The 14,560-nt window shown below is 73.2% G+C and carries 15 protein-coding genes; 5 read left to right on the plus strand and 10 right to left on the minus strand.

Going from position 1 to position 14,560, the window contains the following annotated elements; translation table 11 throughout:
• Position 1 precedes the first annotated feature (1 nt).
• The 5 genes from ABID81_RS12245 to ABID81_RS12265 all read right to left on the minus strand — a co-directional run bounded on the left by ABID81_RS12245 (position 2) and on the right by ABID81_RS12265 (position 4,167).
• A complete protein-coding gene (locus ABID81_RS12245) occupies positions 2-337 on the minus strand; it encodes a globin family protein (RefSeq protein ID WP_354595064.1) in 336 nt (111 codons plus the stop codon).
• Positions 338-473: 136 nt separating this feature from the next.
• The gene (locus tag ABID81_RS12250; RefSeq protein ID WP_354595065.1) at positions 474-1,094 is read right to left on the minus strand and encodes a CDP-alcohol phosphatidyltransferase family protein; all 621 of its coding nucleotides are present in this window, start codon (positions 1,092-1,094) and stop codon (positions 474-476) included.
• 287 nt (positions 1,095-1,381) lie between these two features.
• Entirely contained in the window at positions 1,382-1,816 is a 435-nt protein-coding gene (locus ABID81_RS12255) for an HhH-GDP family DNA glycosylase (protein ID WP_354595066.1), read from the minus strand.
• Between the two features lie 146 nt (positions 1,817-1,962).
• The gene (locus ABID81_RS12260; protein ID WP_354595067.1) at positions 1,963-3,048 is read right to left on the minus strand and encodes an alkene reductase; all 1,086 of its coding nucleotides are present in this window, start codon (positions 3,046-3,048) and stop codon (positions 1,963-1,965) included.
• Between the two features lie 153 nt (positions 3,049-3,201).
• The gene (locus tag ABID81_RS12265) at positions 3,202-4,167 is read right to left on the minus strand and encodes an NAD(P)-dependent oxidoreductase (RefSeq protein ID WP_354595068.1); all 966 of its coding nucleotides are present in this window, start codon (positions 4,165-4,167) and stop codon (positions 3,202-3,204) included.
• Positions 4,168-4,651: 484 nt separating this feature from the next.
• Here ABID81_RS12265 and ABID81_RS12270 point away from each other — a divergent pair, with 484 nt between their 5' ends.
• Positions 4,652-5,128, plus strand: a complete 477-nt coding sequence (locus ABID81_RS12270) for a hypothetical protein (RefSeq protein WP_354595069.1) — start codon at positions 4,652-4,654, stop codon at positions 5,126-5,128.
• Here the strand turns inward: ABID81_RS12270 and recQ are convergent.
• The 4 genes from recQ to ABID81_RS12290 form a co-directional block, all read right to left on the minus strand.
• A complete protein-coding gene (gene recQ / locus ABID81_RS12275) occupies positions 5,089-7,212 on the minus strand; it encodes a DNA helicase RecQ (RefSeq protein ID WP_354595070.1) in 2,124 nt (707 codons plus the stop codon). The two genes, ABID81_RS12270 and recQ, sit on opposite strands and share 40 nt — an antisense overlap.
• Positions 7,213-7,243: 31 nt before the next feature.
• Positions 7,244-8,206, minus strand: coding sequence for a CPBP family intramembrane glutamic endopeptidase (locus ABID81_RS12280; protein WP_354595071.1), 963 nt, complete (start codon positions 8,204-8,206; stop codon positions 7,244-7,246).
• A gap of 210 nt (positions 8,207-8,416) precedes the next feature.
• Positions 8,417-10,729 carry a bifunctional metallophosphatase/5'-nucleotidase gene (locus ABID81_RS12285; protein ID WP_354595072.1) on the minus strand — a complete coding sequence of 771 codons (2,313 nt, stop codon included), beginning with the start codon at positions 10,727-10,729 and terminating at the stop codon, positions 8,417-8,419.
• Between the two features lie 187 nt (positions 10,730-10,916).
• Complete coding sequence (locus ABID81_RS12290) at positions 10,917-11,336, minus strand: GNAT family acetyltransferase (RefSeq protein ID WP_354595073.1); 420 nt, start codon at positions 11,334-11,336, stop codon at positions 10,917-10,919.
• Between the two features lie 151 nt (positions 11,337-11,487).
• On the opposite strand from ABID81_RS12290, the gene ABID81_RS12295 reads away from it, so the two are divergent.
• The 3 genes from ABID81_RS12295 to ABID81_RS12305 all read left to right on the plus strand — a co-directional run bounded on the left by ABID81_RS12295 (position 11,488) and on the right by ABID81_RS12305 (position 13,653).
• Positions 11,488-12,363, plus strand: a complete 876-nt coding sequence (locus ABID81_RS12295; RefSeq protein ID WP_354595074.1) for a shikimate dehydrogenase — start codon at positions 11,488-11,490, stop codon at positions 12,361-12,363.
• A gap of 2 nt (positions 12,364-12,365) precedes the next feature.
• On the plus strand, positions 12,366-13,205 hold the full coding sequence (gene aroD, locus ABID81_RS12300) for a type I 3-dehydroquinate dehydratase (RefSeq protein WP_354595075.1): 840 nt from the start codon (positions 12,366-12,368) through the stop codon (positions 13,203-13,205).
• Between the two features lie 220 nt (positions 13,206-13,425).
• Positions 13,426-13,653, plus strand: coding sequence for a PLDc N-terminal domain-containing protein (locus ABID81_RS12305; RefSeq protein ID WP_354595076.1), 228 nt, complete (start codon positions 13,426-13,428; stop codon positions 13,651-13,653).
• Between the two features lie 10 nt (positions 13,654-13,663).
• On the opposite strand, the gene ABID81_RS12310 is transcribed toward ABID81_RS12305, so the two are convergent.
• On the minus strand, positions 13,664-14,134 hold the full coding sequence (locus tag ABID81_RS12310) for a DUF805 domain-containing protein (RefSeq protein ID WP_354595077.1): 471 nt from the start codon (positions 14,132-14,134) through the stop codon (positions 13,664-13,666).
• A gap of 156 nt (positions 14,135-14,290) precedes the next feature.
• Here ABID81_RS12310 and ABID81_RS12315 point away from each other — a divergent pair, with 156 nt between their 5' ends.
• On the plus strand, positions 14,291-14,545 hold the full coding sequence (locus ABID81_RS12315) for a DUF6458 family protein (RefSeq protein WP_354595078.1): 255 nt from the start codon (positions 14,291-14,293) through the stop codon (positions 14,543-14,545).
• Positions 14,546-14,560 lie beyond the last annotated feature (15 nt).

The following is a 14,560-nucleotide window of genomic DNA, read 5'->3' on the forward strand; positions in this document are numbered from 1 at the left end:
GTCACGACCCCGAGCTGCGGGCCTGCGAGCCCTGGCCGGTGCTCGGCTGGACCGGCGTCGTGACGGCACCCGAACTGCCCGAGTCGGTGCTGCCCTGGTCGGTGCTGCCCGAGTCGGTGCTGCCCTGGTCGGTGCTCGTGCCCGAGTCGGCGCTCGTGCCGGACTGGCTGCTCGACGTGTCGCCGGTCGTCGAGGCCGAGGCGTCGAGGCTGCCGGGGACGAACACGCCGACCGACGTCGCGCCGGCGATCGCGACGGCCGAGAGCCCCACTGCGGCGGTGACGGTTCGGGCGCGACGTCGTCCCGTGTCGCGGGTGGTGTCGGGGGTGCGGTCCATGGCGGCCTCCTGGTCGGTGAGGTCTCCACCTTCCGGCCCCGGGCTTTGCGCTTCCGATGCGCTCCCCATGAAGCAGCCGCCGGGTCGTCGTCGAACGTGTGCGTCCTCGAATCCCACCCGGGCGACGTCGGGAGGGTCAGGCCGTGCGGCGGGCGCGCCGCAGGCGGACGAGCGCCGCGGCGTAGAGGGCGGCCGCGAGCCAGTGGCCCACGAGGCCGACCCAGAGCACCACGAGCCCGACCGTCCGGCCGACGGCGCCGGCGAGCGGGGCCGACGCCGCGCCTCCTGATCCGCCGAACTGGTCCACGAGCGCCGCCGCGACCAGCACGAGCAGCAGTCCGACGAAGATCAGGGCCGTGCGGATCTTGCCGACCCAGGTCACGGGGAACGACGCCCCGGCGAGCACGAACAGCGCGTAGGCGCTCAGCAGCAGGTCGGGCACGAGCAGCAACGGCAGCACCGGCCAGGGCACGAGACCGCCGGCGACGAAGGCGATGACCACGACGATCACGGTGATGCGGTCGGCCACCGGGTCGAGCCACCTGCCGAGCTCGGACGTCGTGTTCGTCCGACGGGCGATGAACCCGTCGAGGAAGTCCGTGACGAAGACGACCGCGATGACGACCATCGCCGACCAGTAGTGCTGCCCGACGATCAGCACGAGGAACACCGGCAGCAGCAACAGCCGGGCCGCCGAGATGGCGTTGGGCACGGTGCGCCACTCGTCCTGCCGGAACAGCTTGTCGACGAGCGTCACGAGGCCCCCTCTGCACGGTCGCGCGGACGATCGGCACGGTCGCACCGATCACACCCGAGGAGGCGCGGGTCGCGCCCCCGAGATCGCTCCGAGTCTACGGGTGGTCGCCCCCGCCGCGCCGTCCCGGCCCCGGCTGCCCCGCCCTGCACTGCCCTGCCCTGCCCCGTCCTGCCTGCCCGCCCGCCCGCCCGCCACGCGACCCGGGCCGCGGGGCACCGCGTTTCGTGCACGGCACCGCGTCTAGACGCGGTGCGGTGCACGAAACGCGGTGCGCAGCGGCGGCGGCGTCAGGCGGTGCCGTACAGCGCGTCGGGCAGCTCGCGCGTGAAGATCTCGGCGGTCTTCGGGCCGACGCCCTTGAGGTCGGTCAGCCGTCGGGTGAGCTCGGCCCGGTCGGCCGACGACCGCACGAGGTGGTTCACCGAGCCCCAGTCGGAGTCGATCCGGCCCATGACCTCGTGCAGCTCGTCGCTCATCACGTGGTCGATGCGCGCGTAGCTGCCCTCGTCGAGCAGCCGACGCAGCCCCTCGTGGTCGTGCTCCGCGAACCGCGCGGGACTGGTCAGCCCGTGGTCGATCAGCACCTGGTAGGTGTCGGCCGCCACCTCCTGCTGCACGGGGCGACCGAACAGGACGCTCGCGAGCAGCCAGCGGTAGAGCTGCTGCGGCGAGCCGGCACTCAGGTCGATGCCGAGGTCGGAGGGGTGCTTGACGTCGCTCATGCCGACCTGTCTACGCCCGGTGCGCGGCGCTGGTGACGCGACCCGCGCCTCCTCGCTCCGCCGGCACCGCATTTCGTGCACGGCACCGTGTCCAGACGCGATGCGGTGCACGAAACGCGGAACGGGTCGGCGACGCAGGTGACCGACTAGCGGTCGGCGTGCTGCAGCGTCGGGTAGTCCGTGTAGCCCTCGGCGCCGGCCGCGTAGAACGTGTCGGGGTTCGGCTCGTTGACCTCGTGGTCGCCCTGCCAACGCTCGACCAGGTCGGGGTTCGCGATGGCGAAGCGACCCACGGCGACGGCGTCGGCCTGGCCGTCCGCGACCTCGGCGATCGCCTCGTCACGCGTGGTGATCTGCCCGAAGCCGCTGTTCGCGATGAAGGCGCCGCCGAAGCGGGTGCGGAGGTCCTGCACGAGCTCGCCGCGCAGGTCGGCCTGTAAGATGCTCAGGTAGGCGAGGCCGAGCGGAGCGAGTCCCTCGACGAGCGCGCGGTAGACGGCGGTCACGTCGGCGACGTCGGTCTCGACGACGTCCTGGATGTTGTGCATGGGCGACAGGCGGATGCCGACGCGACCGGCACCGATCGCCTCGGCCACGGCGGTCGCGGTCTCGATCGCGAGGCGGGCGCGGTTCTCGGGGCTTCCGCCGTACTCGTCCGTGCGCACGTTCGACACGGGCGAGAGGAACTCGTGCAGCAGGTAGCCGTTGGCGCTGTGGATCTCGACGCCGTCGAGCCCGGCCTCGAGCACGGCGCGCTTCGACGCGGCGACGATGTCGGCCGTGACCTGGCGCACCTCGTCGGTGGTCAGGGCGTGCGGCACCGGGAAGTCGACCTTGCCGGCGGCGGTGTGGACCTGGCCGTCGATGGCGACGGCGCTGGGGGCGACGATCCGGTCGGTGCGGGTGATGTCGGTGTGCGAGACGCGGCCGCCGTGCATGACCTGCATGACGATGGTGCCGCCCTCGGCGTGCACGGCGTCGGCGACGCGCTTCCAGCCGGCGACCTGCTCGTCGGTGACGATGCCGGGCTGGCCGTCGTAGGCCTTGGACTCCTGCGAAGGCCAGGTCCCCTCGGTCGTGATCAGACCGAAGGAGGCGCGCTGACGGTAGTGCTCCACCACGACGTCGCCCGGAACGCCGTCGTCGCCGGAGCGCAGACGGGTGAGGGGCGCCATGACGACGCGGTTGCGCAGCTCGAGCTGGCCGAAGGTGGCGGGAGAGAAGAGGTCCAAGGGTGGTCCTTCCGAACGATGACGCGCCCTCGGGCGGGGGCACCCGTGGGGCAACCGGGCCGCCGCCCGCGGCATTCCCCGACGCAGCGGATGCTCGGACCCCGGGAGTCGCCGAAGGACGGCGTCCCGAGCGGGTCGGGTCGCGCCGGCGCCTCAGGCCTGCCGGTCGAAGCCCGCCCGCACGGCGGCGATGTCGTCGTCGCCGTGGCCCCGGTCGGCGGCCGTCGCGTAGACGTCGGCCAGGGCCTCGATCAGCGTCGGGTCGAACGACGTGCCCCTCGCGGCCTCGCGCATCAGTCCGAGGTCCTTGCGGAGGCCGTCGAGCGCGAACTGCGCCGGGTACTCGCCGGCGATCATGGTCGCTCCCTTGAGGTGGGCGTACGGGGTGTCGGACTGGCCGCCGTCGATCGCGTCGAGGAAGAGCTGCGGGTCGAGGCCCAGGGCCTCGGTCAAGGCCAGCGACTGCGCGGTCGCGGCGGTGATGCTCGCGATCCAGGCGTTCGCGGCGAGCTTGAGCGCCGTGCCGTGGCCGACCGTGTCGCCCGCGACGACGGTCTTCGACCCCATCGCCTCGAGCACGGGCCGCACGACGTCGAGCAGCCCCGCCTCACCCGCCGCGAGCATGACCAGCTTCCCGGTCGCGGCCGGCTTCTTCGTCCCGAGCATCATCGCCTCGACGAGCCGCAGCCCCCGCTGGCCGGCGACCTCCACGACCCGGGCCGTGTCGGCTTCGCCGATCGTGCTGGCCTGCACCCAGACCGCGTCGGGCCCGGTCGCCTCGGCCCCGTCGGCCATCACCTCGAGCACCGCGTCGCCGTCGAACAGCACGGTGACGACGACGTCCGCACCCTCGACCGCCTCGCGGACCGCGTCGACGACGGTCGCACCGTCGGCCGCGAGCGGCTCGGCCTTCGACCTCGTGCGGTTCCAGACCGTCACGTCGAACCCTTCGCGCAGCAGTGTGCCCGCCACGCCCTGACCCATGATGCCCGTCCCGAGCACAGCGACCTTCATGGCCCCGACGTTACGCCGGAGCCGGACCGGTGGCCCCGTCCGGGATCGGTCCGGGATCGGTCCGGGATCGGTCCGGCGGCGCCCGGTCACCCGCGGACGCCACACCCCGAGGCTGCCGCACCCACGGGCCGCGGGCCAGGGGTGAGGGGGCCGGACGATCGAGGGACGTGGGCACGCCCCTCGGCGACCGAACCGCCCCGCCGTCGACGGCCCGGCTCGCCCGCCCTCCTCACCCGCAGGCTCCGACCGACCACCCCGACCACCCGATTCGGGGAACAACGGGTGTCCCCCTCAGGGAGGATTGCCGCTCGGGGACCTGCCCCCTATCGTCGTAATCCGACCGAAACGGGACGACCGTCCTGTTCGGAGGGTGTCCCCGATCCCGAACGTCAGGGACCCGATCGAGGTGCGGCAGCGCAGCCGCACGCCGCAGCCGGCCCGAGTCCGCGACGGCCCGACGGCCCGCTCGACGAGCGGCCCGAAAGCCCGACGGCCCGATCCGTCGTCGCGCCCGCACGGACGCCCCGCCCCGCCCCGAACCTCCGAGACCACGACACCGACGACGAGACGACACGAGAGGACGACGACCATGGACGACGAGTCGGTCATCGACCGCCCCCGGCGCCTGTCGCTCTTCTTCGGCGCGGCTGCGGTCGCCTACGCCTTCTTCGCCGTGACGAGCATCGTCGGGGCCGGCACCTCGGTCGGGGTCGGACTGGTCGCCACGGTCGTCGCGACCGGCCTCTACGGGCTGTCGGCCCTCGTCTGGCTGGCCCTGGTGGTCGTGGCCGTCTCGGCGGCCCGGCGGTCACGACGACCGGGCGGGGTCGACGCGGCGAGCACGCGGTTCATCGGCGTGGCCCCACCGGTGGGCGGTGCCGTGCTGCTGGCCGCCGCCTACGTCGCGCGGATGAACGGACAACCGTTCTTGGGGGGCTTCGAGGCGATGGTGATCACGACCGCCGGCCTGGTCGTGCTGTCACGGCGGTTCACGGCCCTCGGCTTCGGGTCTGCCGAGAGCGTGGATCAGCGCCAGTCGTCGGGCGGCGGCGGCGCGTCGTCGTAGGGGTCGAACGGGGCGTCGGAGGGCAGATCGTAGAGATCGTCGCCGGGGACTTCGGGCACCTCGTCGACCGCGACGGGTGCCGCCGACCGCGAGGCACGGCCCGCGACCGGACCGGACGCCCGGGCCGACCGGGCAGGACGGGCCGTGGACCCGCCCGTCGGGGCCGACGACGGCGTCGGGGACGCCCCGGCGGCCGCCGCCTCGGCCGGTGCCGTGCCGCCCACGACGGCGAGCACCTGCTGACCGTAGGTGTCGAGCTTCTTCTGGCCGACGCCGCTGATGCCGGCGAGCTCGTCGAGCGAGCCGGGCCGCTCGGACGCGATGCCCCGCAGGGTGACGTCACCGAACACGACGTAGGCGGGCACGCCCTGGGCCCGGGCGACGCCGGCGCGCCACTCTCGCAGCGTCTCGAACAGGGCCGCGTCGTCGCCCGTGAGCTCGGCGGCACCCCGCGACGAGCCCCGGCCGGACCCGGCCGAGCCGCCTCGTGCCCGAGCCGCACGGGCCGGCCGGTCGGGCTCGCGCCGCAGCCGGACGGTGCGTCCGCCGGACAGCACCTCGGCCGCCGCGTCGGTGAGCAGCAAGGTGCCGTAGCCGTCGGGCGAGACGGCCAGCAGCCCCTGGGCGAGCAGCTGCCGCACGACGCCGCGCCACTCGACGTCACCGAACTCGGTGCCGATGCCGAAGGTGGACAACTGGTCGTGCCGGTTCTGGACGACCTTCGGGGTCGACTTGCCGAGCAGGATGTCGACGATCTGGCCCGCACCGAACTGCTGGTTGCGTTCGCGCTTGAGGCGGACCACCGTCGAGAGCAGCTTCTGGGCGGGCACGGTGCCGTCGAGCGACTGCGGCGGGGTGAGGCACGTGTCGCAGTTGCCGCAGGGCGTGCTCGCCTGGCCGAAGTAGCCGAGCAGTTGCACCCGCCGGCACTCGACCGTCTCGCAGAGGGCGAGCATGGCGTCGAGGTGGGCGCTGAGCTTGCGGCGGTGCTCGGCGTCGCCCTCTGACTGGTCGATCATGCGGCGCTGCTGCACCACGTCTTGCAGCCCGTAGGCCAGCCAGGCCGTCGAGGGCAGCCCGTCACGACCGGCACGACCGGTCTCTTGGTAGTAGCCCTCGACCGACTTCGGCAGGTCGAGGTGAGCGACGAACCGCACGTCGGGCTTGTCGATGCCCATGCCGAAGGCGATGGTGGCGACCATGACGATGCCCTCGTCGCGGAGGAACCGCGACTGGTTGCGTGCGCGCGTCCCGGCGTCGAGACCGGCGTGGTACGGCAGGGCCGCGATGCCCTGCTTCACGAGGAACTCGGCCGTGCTCTCGACCGACTTGCGCGAGAGGCAGTAGACGATGCCTGCGTCGCCGTCGTGCTCGGCGCGGATGAAGCGCAGCAGCTGTTGCTGCGGGCCGTCTTTCGCCTCGATGCGGTACTGGATGTTGGGCCGGTCGAAGTCGGCGACGAAGTGTCGCGCGTCGTCGAGGTCGAGGCGCCGCGAGATCTCGCGGTGGGTGGTCTCGGTGGCGGTGGCCGTCAGGGCGATGCGCGGCACCTCGGGCCAGCGCTCGTGCAGCACCGAGAGCTCGAGGTAGTCGGGGCGGAAGTCGTGCCCCCACTGGGCCACGCAGTGCGCCTCGTCGATGGCGAAGAGCGAGACGTGGCCGCGGTCGAGCAGCGACTTGGTCGAGTCGAGCTTCAGCCGTTCGGGGGCGAGGTAGAGCATGTCGAGCTCGCCCGCGACGAAGGCCTGCTCGACGGCACGGCGGCTGTCGGGGTCTTGCGTCGAGTTGAGGAACGCCGCCCGGACGCCGACCGCCTCGAGGGCGTCGACCTGGTCTTGCATCAGTGCGATGAGCGGCGAGACGACGATGCCCGTGCCGTCACGGACGAGGGCCGGCACCTGGTAGCAGAGCGACTTGCCGCCACCCGTGGGCATGAGCACGAGGGCGTCGCCGCCCTGGACCACCTGGTCGATGATCTGCGCCTGTTGACCGCGGAACTCGTCGTAGCCGAACACGCGGTGCAGCACGTCGAGGGCGGCGGCGGGCGCGTCGGGGGCCAGGGCGGGCGAGGCGGGTGGGGTCACGCGACGAGTCTACGAGCGGGCACCGACGTGGTCAGCCGACCCGCGCCTCCTGGGGACGGTCGTCGGGGGCGGGCGGGCTGGGGACGAGGGGTTCGGAGCGGACCGTCACGAGCCCCGAGCGCCGAGACGCCCGCAGCACCAGCCAGACGTAGAGCGGCGTCGACACCACGGTCACCGCGAGCGCGAGCGGGCTGCCGTCGCTCGACTCGACGCCCGCGTACGGCGCCGACAGCAGGAACAGCACGGTGTTGTTCAGCACGTGCGCCACGATCGCCGCCTCCAGCCCGCCCGTGCGCCAGGTCAGGTAGGCCGCGGCGACGCCGAAGACGGCGACGTCGAGCATGCCCCACGCGTTGTAGTCGTGCCCGAGGGCGAACCCGACCGTGGGCAGCAGGATCGCCGCGGCCGGGTACCGCAGCCACGAGCCGACGGTCTGCATGGCCAGGCCTCGGAAGGCGTACTCCTCGGCGGTCGCCTGCAGCGGCGTGACGACCAGGATGACGACGACGGCCCAGACCAGCGTGTCGGCCGGCGTGGTGACCGGGCCGGGGCTGATCGGCTCGCCCGAGAGGGGCGGCACCACGAGGTAGCTGAGACCCACGGTCAGCGCCATGAACGCCAGCCCCGGCACGATGCAGCGCGCGAGCCAGCGCCAGCGCAGCCGCCCGGCGACGCTCGACAGTCGACCGACGGCACCGGGGCCGACGATCAGGGTGCCGAGCATGATCGCCGGCAGCATGACCGCGATCGAGGCGAGCGTCGTGAAGAGCACGAGCGGGTCGGCCGCGGCCAGTGCGTCGCCGTCGATGCCGCGCTGCAGTCGGGCGGCGGCCTCGGGGCCGCCCACGGCCGTGGTCGCACCGAGGACTCCCACGTAGACCACGACCGACGCGAGCAGGTACGTCACGGCCGCGACGACCGCGGCGAGCAGGGGCTTCCACCAGCGGTACGAGGGCAGCGACCGGAACAGGCGGTGGTAGGCGAACGTCGTCACGCCACGAGAGTACGGGAGGCGCGGCGCCGGACCCCGGGACGCCACGAGGACGCGGCGCCGGACCGCGACGGCACGAGGAGGCGCGCCGCCGGTCGGTCGCCGGTCGCGCGCCCCGGGCGGGCCGGCGGGGGCACCACGAACCGGACGCCGCACCACGGGGTCCCGTGGTGCGGCGTCCGGTCGACGGTGCGCTGCGGTGCCCGGTGGGCGTCAGCCCTCGCGGGACGTCGTCGTCTCGCGGAGACGACGACGACGGGTGACGACCAGCGCCGACCCTCCGGCCAGCATCAGGGCGAGCGCGGCGAGGGCGGCGAGGCCCAGGCCGTCCTGGCCCGTGAAGGCCAGTGAACCGTCCGCGTCACGCACCGTGCCGGCGGGCGTGGTGCCGGGGCCGACGCCCGAGCCCGTGCCGGGCGTGGTGCCGGGGACGGTGCCACCGGGGGTCGTCACCGGAGGCGTCGTGCCCGGGTCGGTCGGGTCGGTCGGGTCGGTCGGGTCGGTCGGGTCGACCGGCGCCGCGGCCACGGCGGCGAGCGACACGGGCGCCGTGAAGGTCGTCCCCGTCTCGGCGACGGTGAACAGCAGCTGGCGGGTCTGCGCGGCCGAACCGGCGGCGATCTCGGGGATCGTCACGGTCAGGGCGGCCTGCCCCTGCTCGTCGGTGGTCGACACGACGGTGCCGTCGATCGTCGCGGAACCGACCTCGACGCCGTCCAGGGTCGCGGTCACGGTGCCGGTCGTCGGGCCGCCGTTGCTGAACAGCAGCGACGACAGCGAGTAGTCGACGGTGTCGCCGGCCTCGTAGCCCCCCTCGGGGGCCACGGGTGCGGTGACGCCGACGGCCCGCTGGGCGAGGTCGGGCGAGACCGACGGGTTCGCCGCGAAGTAGTCCACCTGGCTCTGCAGGTCGACCTTGCCGCTGTCGGCCTTGGCCGAGGCGCCGTTGAGGGCGGTGAAGTTGTCGCCGCCCGAGGCCAGGAACGAGTTGACCGTCACCTCGTAGGTCGCGGCCTCGTCGAGCGGGGCGCCCTCGAAGGTGATGTCGCCGACGTGCGACCCGGCGGGCGCCGCGGGGTCGTAGGTGTAGGTCAGCCCCGCCGAGACGCCGAGCTTGAGGAACGGACGGGACGATCCCGCGGGCTGCCACTGCTGCTCGAGCGTCTGCCGGAGCTGTGCTCCGGTCAGCGTCGAGACGACCAGGGTGTTGGCGAACGGCTGGACGGCGGCGGCCTCCTGGAAGGTCACGCGGCCGTCCGGGTCGACGGTCGTGTCACCGCTCGAGGCGAACTTCAGGTCGGCGCGGAGGCCGCCGGGGTTCATGAGGGCGATCTGCGCACCGTTCTCGACCGTGGCCGCGAGCTGGGCGTCGGCGACCAGGTTGCCGAGGGTCGACTCGCCTCCTCGGTTCTCGGAGCCGTCGAGCTGCTTGGCGCGCAGCAGGTCGCCGGTGATGGTGCCGACGGGCTTGCGACCCTCGACGGCGGCGACGGCCTCGGCGTCACGGACGATGCCCGCGACCGTCGGGTCGGGCTCGGCCGACTGGTAGAGCGGCACGAGCGAGCTCGTGACGGTCGCCTCACCGGTCGTGTCGTCGTACTGGACGACGAGGTGGCTCAGGTTGGCGCCGTAGCTGCCGGTCTGGACGACGGGGCGCGGTTTCGTGCCCCCGGTCGGGACGATGTCGGTGAAGTCGTAGGTCTGGTGCGTGTGCGCCGAGAGGATGGCGTCGACCGAGGGCGAGACGTTCTTCGCGATGTCGGCGAACTCCGAGTCGCCGGTGGCGTCAGATTCCGCCGCCGACGCGTTGCCCTCGTGCACGAGCAGGACGATGACGTCGGCCTCGCCGTTGGCGTCGGTCTCGACGCCGTCGGTCAGCTCGGCCGCGGCGTCGTTGACGGAGTCGACGATGTCGCGGAACTCGAGGCCCTCGACGCCGGCCGGGCTGACGAGCTCGGGCATCAGCTCGGTGATGGCGCCGACGAAGCCGACGCGGACGCCGTCGACGTCCTTGACGAAGTAGGGGTCGTAGGCGCGCTCACCGGTCGACGTCCGGTAGATGTTGGCGTTGACGTAGGGGAAGTCGCTGTTCGCCGTGACGCGACCGTTGAAGTCGTCCTGCCCCTTGTCGAACTCGTGGTTGCCCGGCGTGCTCACGTCGAGGCCCATGGCGTTGAGCGCGTCGAGGGTCGGCTCGTCGTCCTGGATGAACGAGGTGAAGGTCGACGCCCCGATGTTGTCCCCCGACGAGACGAACAGGGTGTTGCCGGGGTTCGCCGCCCGGAACTCGTTCACCTTGCCGGCCATGACGGCGGCACCGGCGGTCGGTGACGACTCTTGCGCGAGGCGACCGTGGAAGTCGTTGATGCCGAGGATGTCGATGGTCGTCGTCGCGGCCTGCGCGGGGACGGCGGTCAACGTGCCGAGGCAGAGGGCGCTGACGGCGACGCCGACGAGGGCGGCACCGCGGACGCGCCGCCGGCCTCCCGTCGGGGTGGACTCGGGTGACGGGGGGCTGGTGCGCATGGGCGTCGGGGCTCCTGGGGAAGACGGGTCGGTCGTGACGGCACCCCCCGAGAGGGGGCACCGCACACGACCATAAGTTCTCGCCGGGAACCCGACAAGAGTCCGCCGAAGATCGTCACATGTTGTTCATCCGGCGACGGTCGGGCACCCGACGAGCGACCGCCACGCCGGGGCCGACCAGCCCGCCTCAGTCGGCGATCAGCCGCTTCCCCATGCCGAACGCGTCGTCGACCGAGTACCCCAGGTGCTCGTAGAACGCCCGCACCCGTTCGTTGCCGCTGCGCACCTGGAAGTTCGCCTTCGGGCACCCCAGGGCGACCAGCAGACGTTCCACCTCGGTCATGAGCTGACGCCCGAAGCCCCGGCCCTGGCGGTCCGGGTCGACGGCGACGTAGTAGACCCAGCCCCGGTGGCCGTCGTAACCGGCCATGGCGGTGGCGACCAGCGCCTCCTCGTCGTCCACGCCGACCAGGAACAGCTCGCGCTGGACCGTCAGCTTGCGTTCGATGTCGCGTCGCGGGTCGTTCCAGGGACGGGTGAGGCCGCAGCGCTCCCAGAGCGCCACGACGGTCTCGGTGTCGGCTTCGTCGAAGGGTCGGATCTGCATGCCTCGACCCTGCCAGACCCCGGAGCCGAGGAGGCGCGGCGCCGGTCGCGAGCGCCCCGCACCGCTTCGGGCCCCTCGCGTCGTGGCCCCAGGGGCCTCGCGTTAGGGTGGGTCGTCGTCCGAGCCGCGGGCGTCAGGAGGAGGTCCACCCGTGACCGACGCTCGTCGCCGTCTCGCCGTCCTGGGGTCGCCGATCGAGCACTCCCTGTCGCCCGTGCTGCACCGCACGGCCTACGAGCACCTCGGCCTGCCGTACGACTACGACCGCGTCGAGGTGGCCTCGGGCGGGCTCGCCGCCTTCGTCGACGGCCTGGACGCGAGCTGGCGCGGGCTGAGCCTGACGATGCCGCTCAAGCGCGAGGTGCTGCCCCTGCTCGACACGGTCTCGCCGCTGGCGGCACGGCTCGGCGTCGCGAACACCGTCGTGATCGACGACGACGGTCGTCGGCACGGGCACAACACCGACGTCGACGGCATCGTCCGCACCGTCGAGGGGTTCCACGACGCGCGACCCGCGGCGGCGACGATCCTCGGCGGGGGTGCGACGGCCCTGTCGGCCATGGCCGCGGCGTGGGACCTCGGCGCCCGCTCGTTCTCCATCCACCTGCGCAACCCCATGCGGGCCGGCGAGCTGACGTCGCTCGCGGGCGAGCTCGGGGCCGACGTGATGATCGCGCCCCTCACCGAGCTGCCGTCGCTCGGGCCGCTCGACTTCGTCATCAGCACGCTGCCCGGTGGCGCGGCCGACGACCTGCACCTCCGCCCGAGCAGCGCCTCGTCGGTGCTCTTCGACGTCGCGTACGAGCCGTGGCCGACCCGGCTCGCGTCCCGCTGGCTGTCCGACGGCGGCCTCGTCTTCAACGGCCTCGACATGCTCGTCGAGCAGGCGCTGGGCCAGGTGCGACTCTTCTCCGGCCTCGCCCAGGACGAGCCGGTGGCCGATGAGGCCGTCCTGCGCGAGGCGATGCGCGCCTCCGTCGGCTTGCCGGTGTCGGGGCGCTCCGCGACCGACAGCGTGGTGGGCTGACCGTGGCCGCACCGTCACCGGTGTCGATCGGCCGCCTCGTGCTCGGCAGCGGACGCCCCGCGGTCTGCGTGCCGCTGGTCGCCCGCACCGCCGACGCGCTCGTCGAGGACGCCTCGGCACTCGACGCCGACACCGCAGAGCTGGTCGAACTGCGCATCGACTTCGTCGACGCCGCCTTCGTCGCCGCGCCCGACCCCGACGGTCCCGCGAGCACCGGCGCCCGGTCGACCGGGCACGCCGACCTCGACCTGGTGGCCGACGTCGTCCGGCGGGTGCGCGGCGCGCTCGACGCCGACCTGCCGCTGCTCTTCACGCTGCGCACCGGTTCGGAGGGCGGCGAACGCGACGTCGCCCCGACCACCTACGACGCCGTGCTGCGTTCGGCGATCGGCACCGGCCTGGTCGACGCGGTCGACGTCGAGATGTACACCGACCCCGACCTGCTGGGCGGGCTGGTGGACGCGGCCCACGACGCCGGCCTCGTCGTCGTGATGTCGTCGCACGACTTCAGCGGCACCCCCGCGCAGGGCGAGATCGTCTCGCGCCTGCTCGAGCAGCAGGAGAACGGCGCCGACGTGGTCAAGTTCGCCGCCATGCCCACGAGCACGGACGACGTGCTGACCGTGCTGCGGGCCACGGCCGAGTTCCGCGCAGGGGCCGGACTCGTGCCCGCGATCACCATGTCGATGGGGCCCCTGGGGGTCGTCTCACGACTGGCGGGCGAGACGTTCGGGTCGTGCGTCACGTTCGGATCGGTCGGGGCGACGAGCGCTCCCGGCCAGGTGCCGGCGGTGGGGCTGCGCGCGGCGCTCGAGCTGGTGCACGCGGCGCGACAGGGCTGACCGGACCGGTCGACGACGGGCGGAGCAGGGCTCCGGAGGCCCGGCCGTCGGGGCGTCCACCACCGGGAGACGAGCGACGGACGTCGCTCTACGGGACCACCACGGCGGTCGGGCCCACCGGAGTCCGAACAGAGTAGCGGGCGGTCGCGCGGCCCCGGAACCCCCCGGCGCCAGGTGGGCGCCCCGGACGTCGGGCCCGATGCAGTGCCATCCTGTGTCGATGGGTTCTCACATCGTCATCATCGTCGGCGTCACCGTGCTGCTGCTCGCGCTGTGGATCTACACGGCGACGACCATCTTCTCGTCGCGGGGGCTCACCTCGGGTGGCAAGACCGGCTGGGCCGTGTTCTCGTTCGTCCTGCCGCTGATCGGCCCCCTCGCCTGGCTGGTCTACGGCAAGGCCGCCGCCGACCGCTCGGCCGCGGACTGGACCGAACCGCGCCTCTGACGGCGCTCGGTCAGGCGGGCCCCGGGTACTGACGCTCGCCGCCCGTGTCGAACCGCTCGCCCGAGGCGCGCGACGGCAGCAGCGACATGACGAGCAGGGTGAGCCAGCCCAGCACCGGCAGCAGGTAGAAGAGCACGTACCAGGCGGTGAAGCCCCCGTCGTGCAGACGCCGCGACTGCAGCGCGACGGTCGGCAGGAAGCTCACGACCGACCACAGCACGACGACGACGCCCTGGGGGTCGATGTAGGTCCAGTCGCCGTCGTCACCGCCGGCCCAGGTCGACGTGCCGCCGCTGCCCGTGGCCCAGGCCTGCAGCGCCCCCTGGAACACGAGGGAGATGACGAACCACCACCAGTACTCGCTGCGACTCGCCCGCCCGTGGAACGTGGCGTACTTCCGCCAGAACCGGACGACGGCGACCTTCGGCGAGGCGCGGTGGCACGGCTGGTCGAGGGGGACGGGGCCGACGGCTCCGGTCATGGGGACTCCTGCGGGCTGGGGTGACGGGCGTCACCATCCTCTCAGCGCATCCGGTCCGTCGTGGCCGCTCGGCCCGGCCCGTCGGTACTGTGGGGCCCGCCGACCTCGCGTCGGCGCAGCCGCCCACCCGGGGCGACGCAGGACGAAGGAGACCCCATGAGCATCGGCGGCGGAATTGCCTTGATCGTGATCGGCGCGGTCCTCGCGTTCGCTCTCGACTTCCAGGTCGCAGGCATCGACATCCAGCTGATCGGCTACATCCTCATCGGGGCCGGCGTGCTCGTGACGATCCTCGGCATCGTCTTCGCGTCGCGCCGTCGCTCGACGGTGTCGACCACCCGCAGCGCGGTCGACCCGGCCACGGGCGAGCGCGTCGAGCGCCGCTCGACCGACCGCGACCCGCTGGTCTGATCCCCCGGGTCGGAC

Source organism: Frigoribacterium sp. PvP054 (assembly GCF_040547465.1).
Classification (GTDB): Bacteria; Actinomycetota; Actinomycetes; order Actinomycetales; family Microbacteriaceae; genus Frigoribacterium.

Bases quoted from the DNA above. Each gene is read 5' to 3' on its own strand.
- ABID81_RS12245 (WP_354595064.1), bottom strand. From the start codon at position 337: ATGGACCGCACCCCCGACACCACCCGCGACACGGGACGACGTCGCGCC.
- ABID81_RS12255 (WP_354595066.1), bottom strand. From the start codon at position 1,816: ATGAGCGACGTCAAGCACCCCTCCGACCTCGGCATCGACCTGAGTGCC.
- ABID81_RS12270 (WP_354595069.1), top strand. From the start codon at position 4,652: ATGGACGACGAGTCGGTCATCGACCGCCCCCGGCGCCTGTCGCTCTTC.
- ABID81_RS12285 (WP_354595072.1), bottom strand. From the start codon at position 10,729: ATGCGCACCAGCCCCCCGTCACCCGAGTCCACCCCGACGGGAGGCCGG.
- ABID81_RS12290 (WP_354595073.1), bottom strand. From the start codon at position 11,336: ATGCAGATCCGACCCTTCGACGAAGCCGACACCGAGACCGTCGTGGCG.
- ABID81_RS12305 (WP_354595076.1), top strand. From the start codon at position 13,426: ATGGGTTCTCACATCGTCATCATCGTCGGCGTCACCGTGCTGCTGCTC.
- ABID81_RS12310 (WP_354595077.1), bottom strand. From the start codon at position 14,134: ATGACCGGAGCCGTCGGCCCCGTCCCCCTCGACCAGCCGTGCCACCGC.
- ABID81_RS12315 (WP_354595078.1), top strand. From the start codon at position 14,291: ATGAGCATCGGCGGCGGAATTGCCTTGATCGTGATCGGCGCGGTCCTC.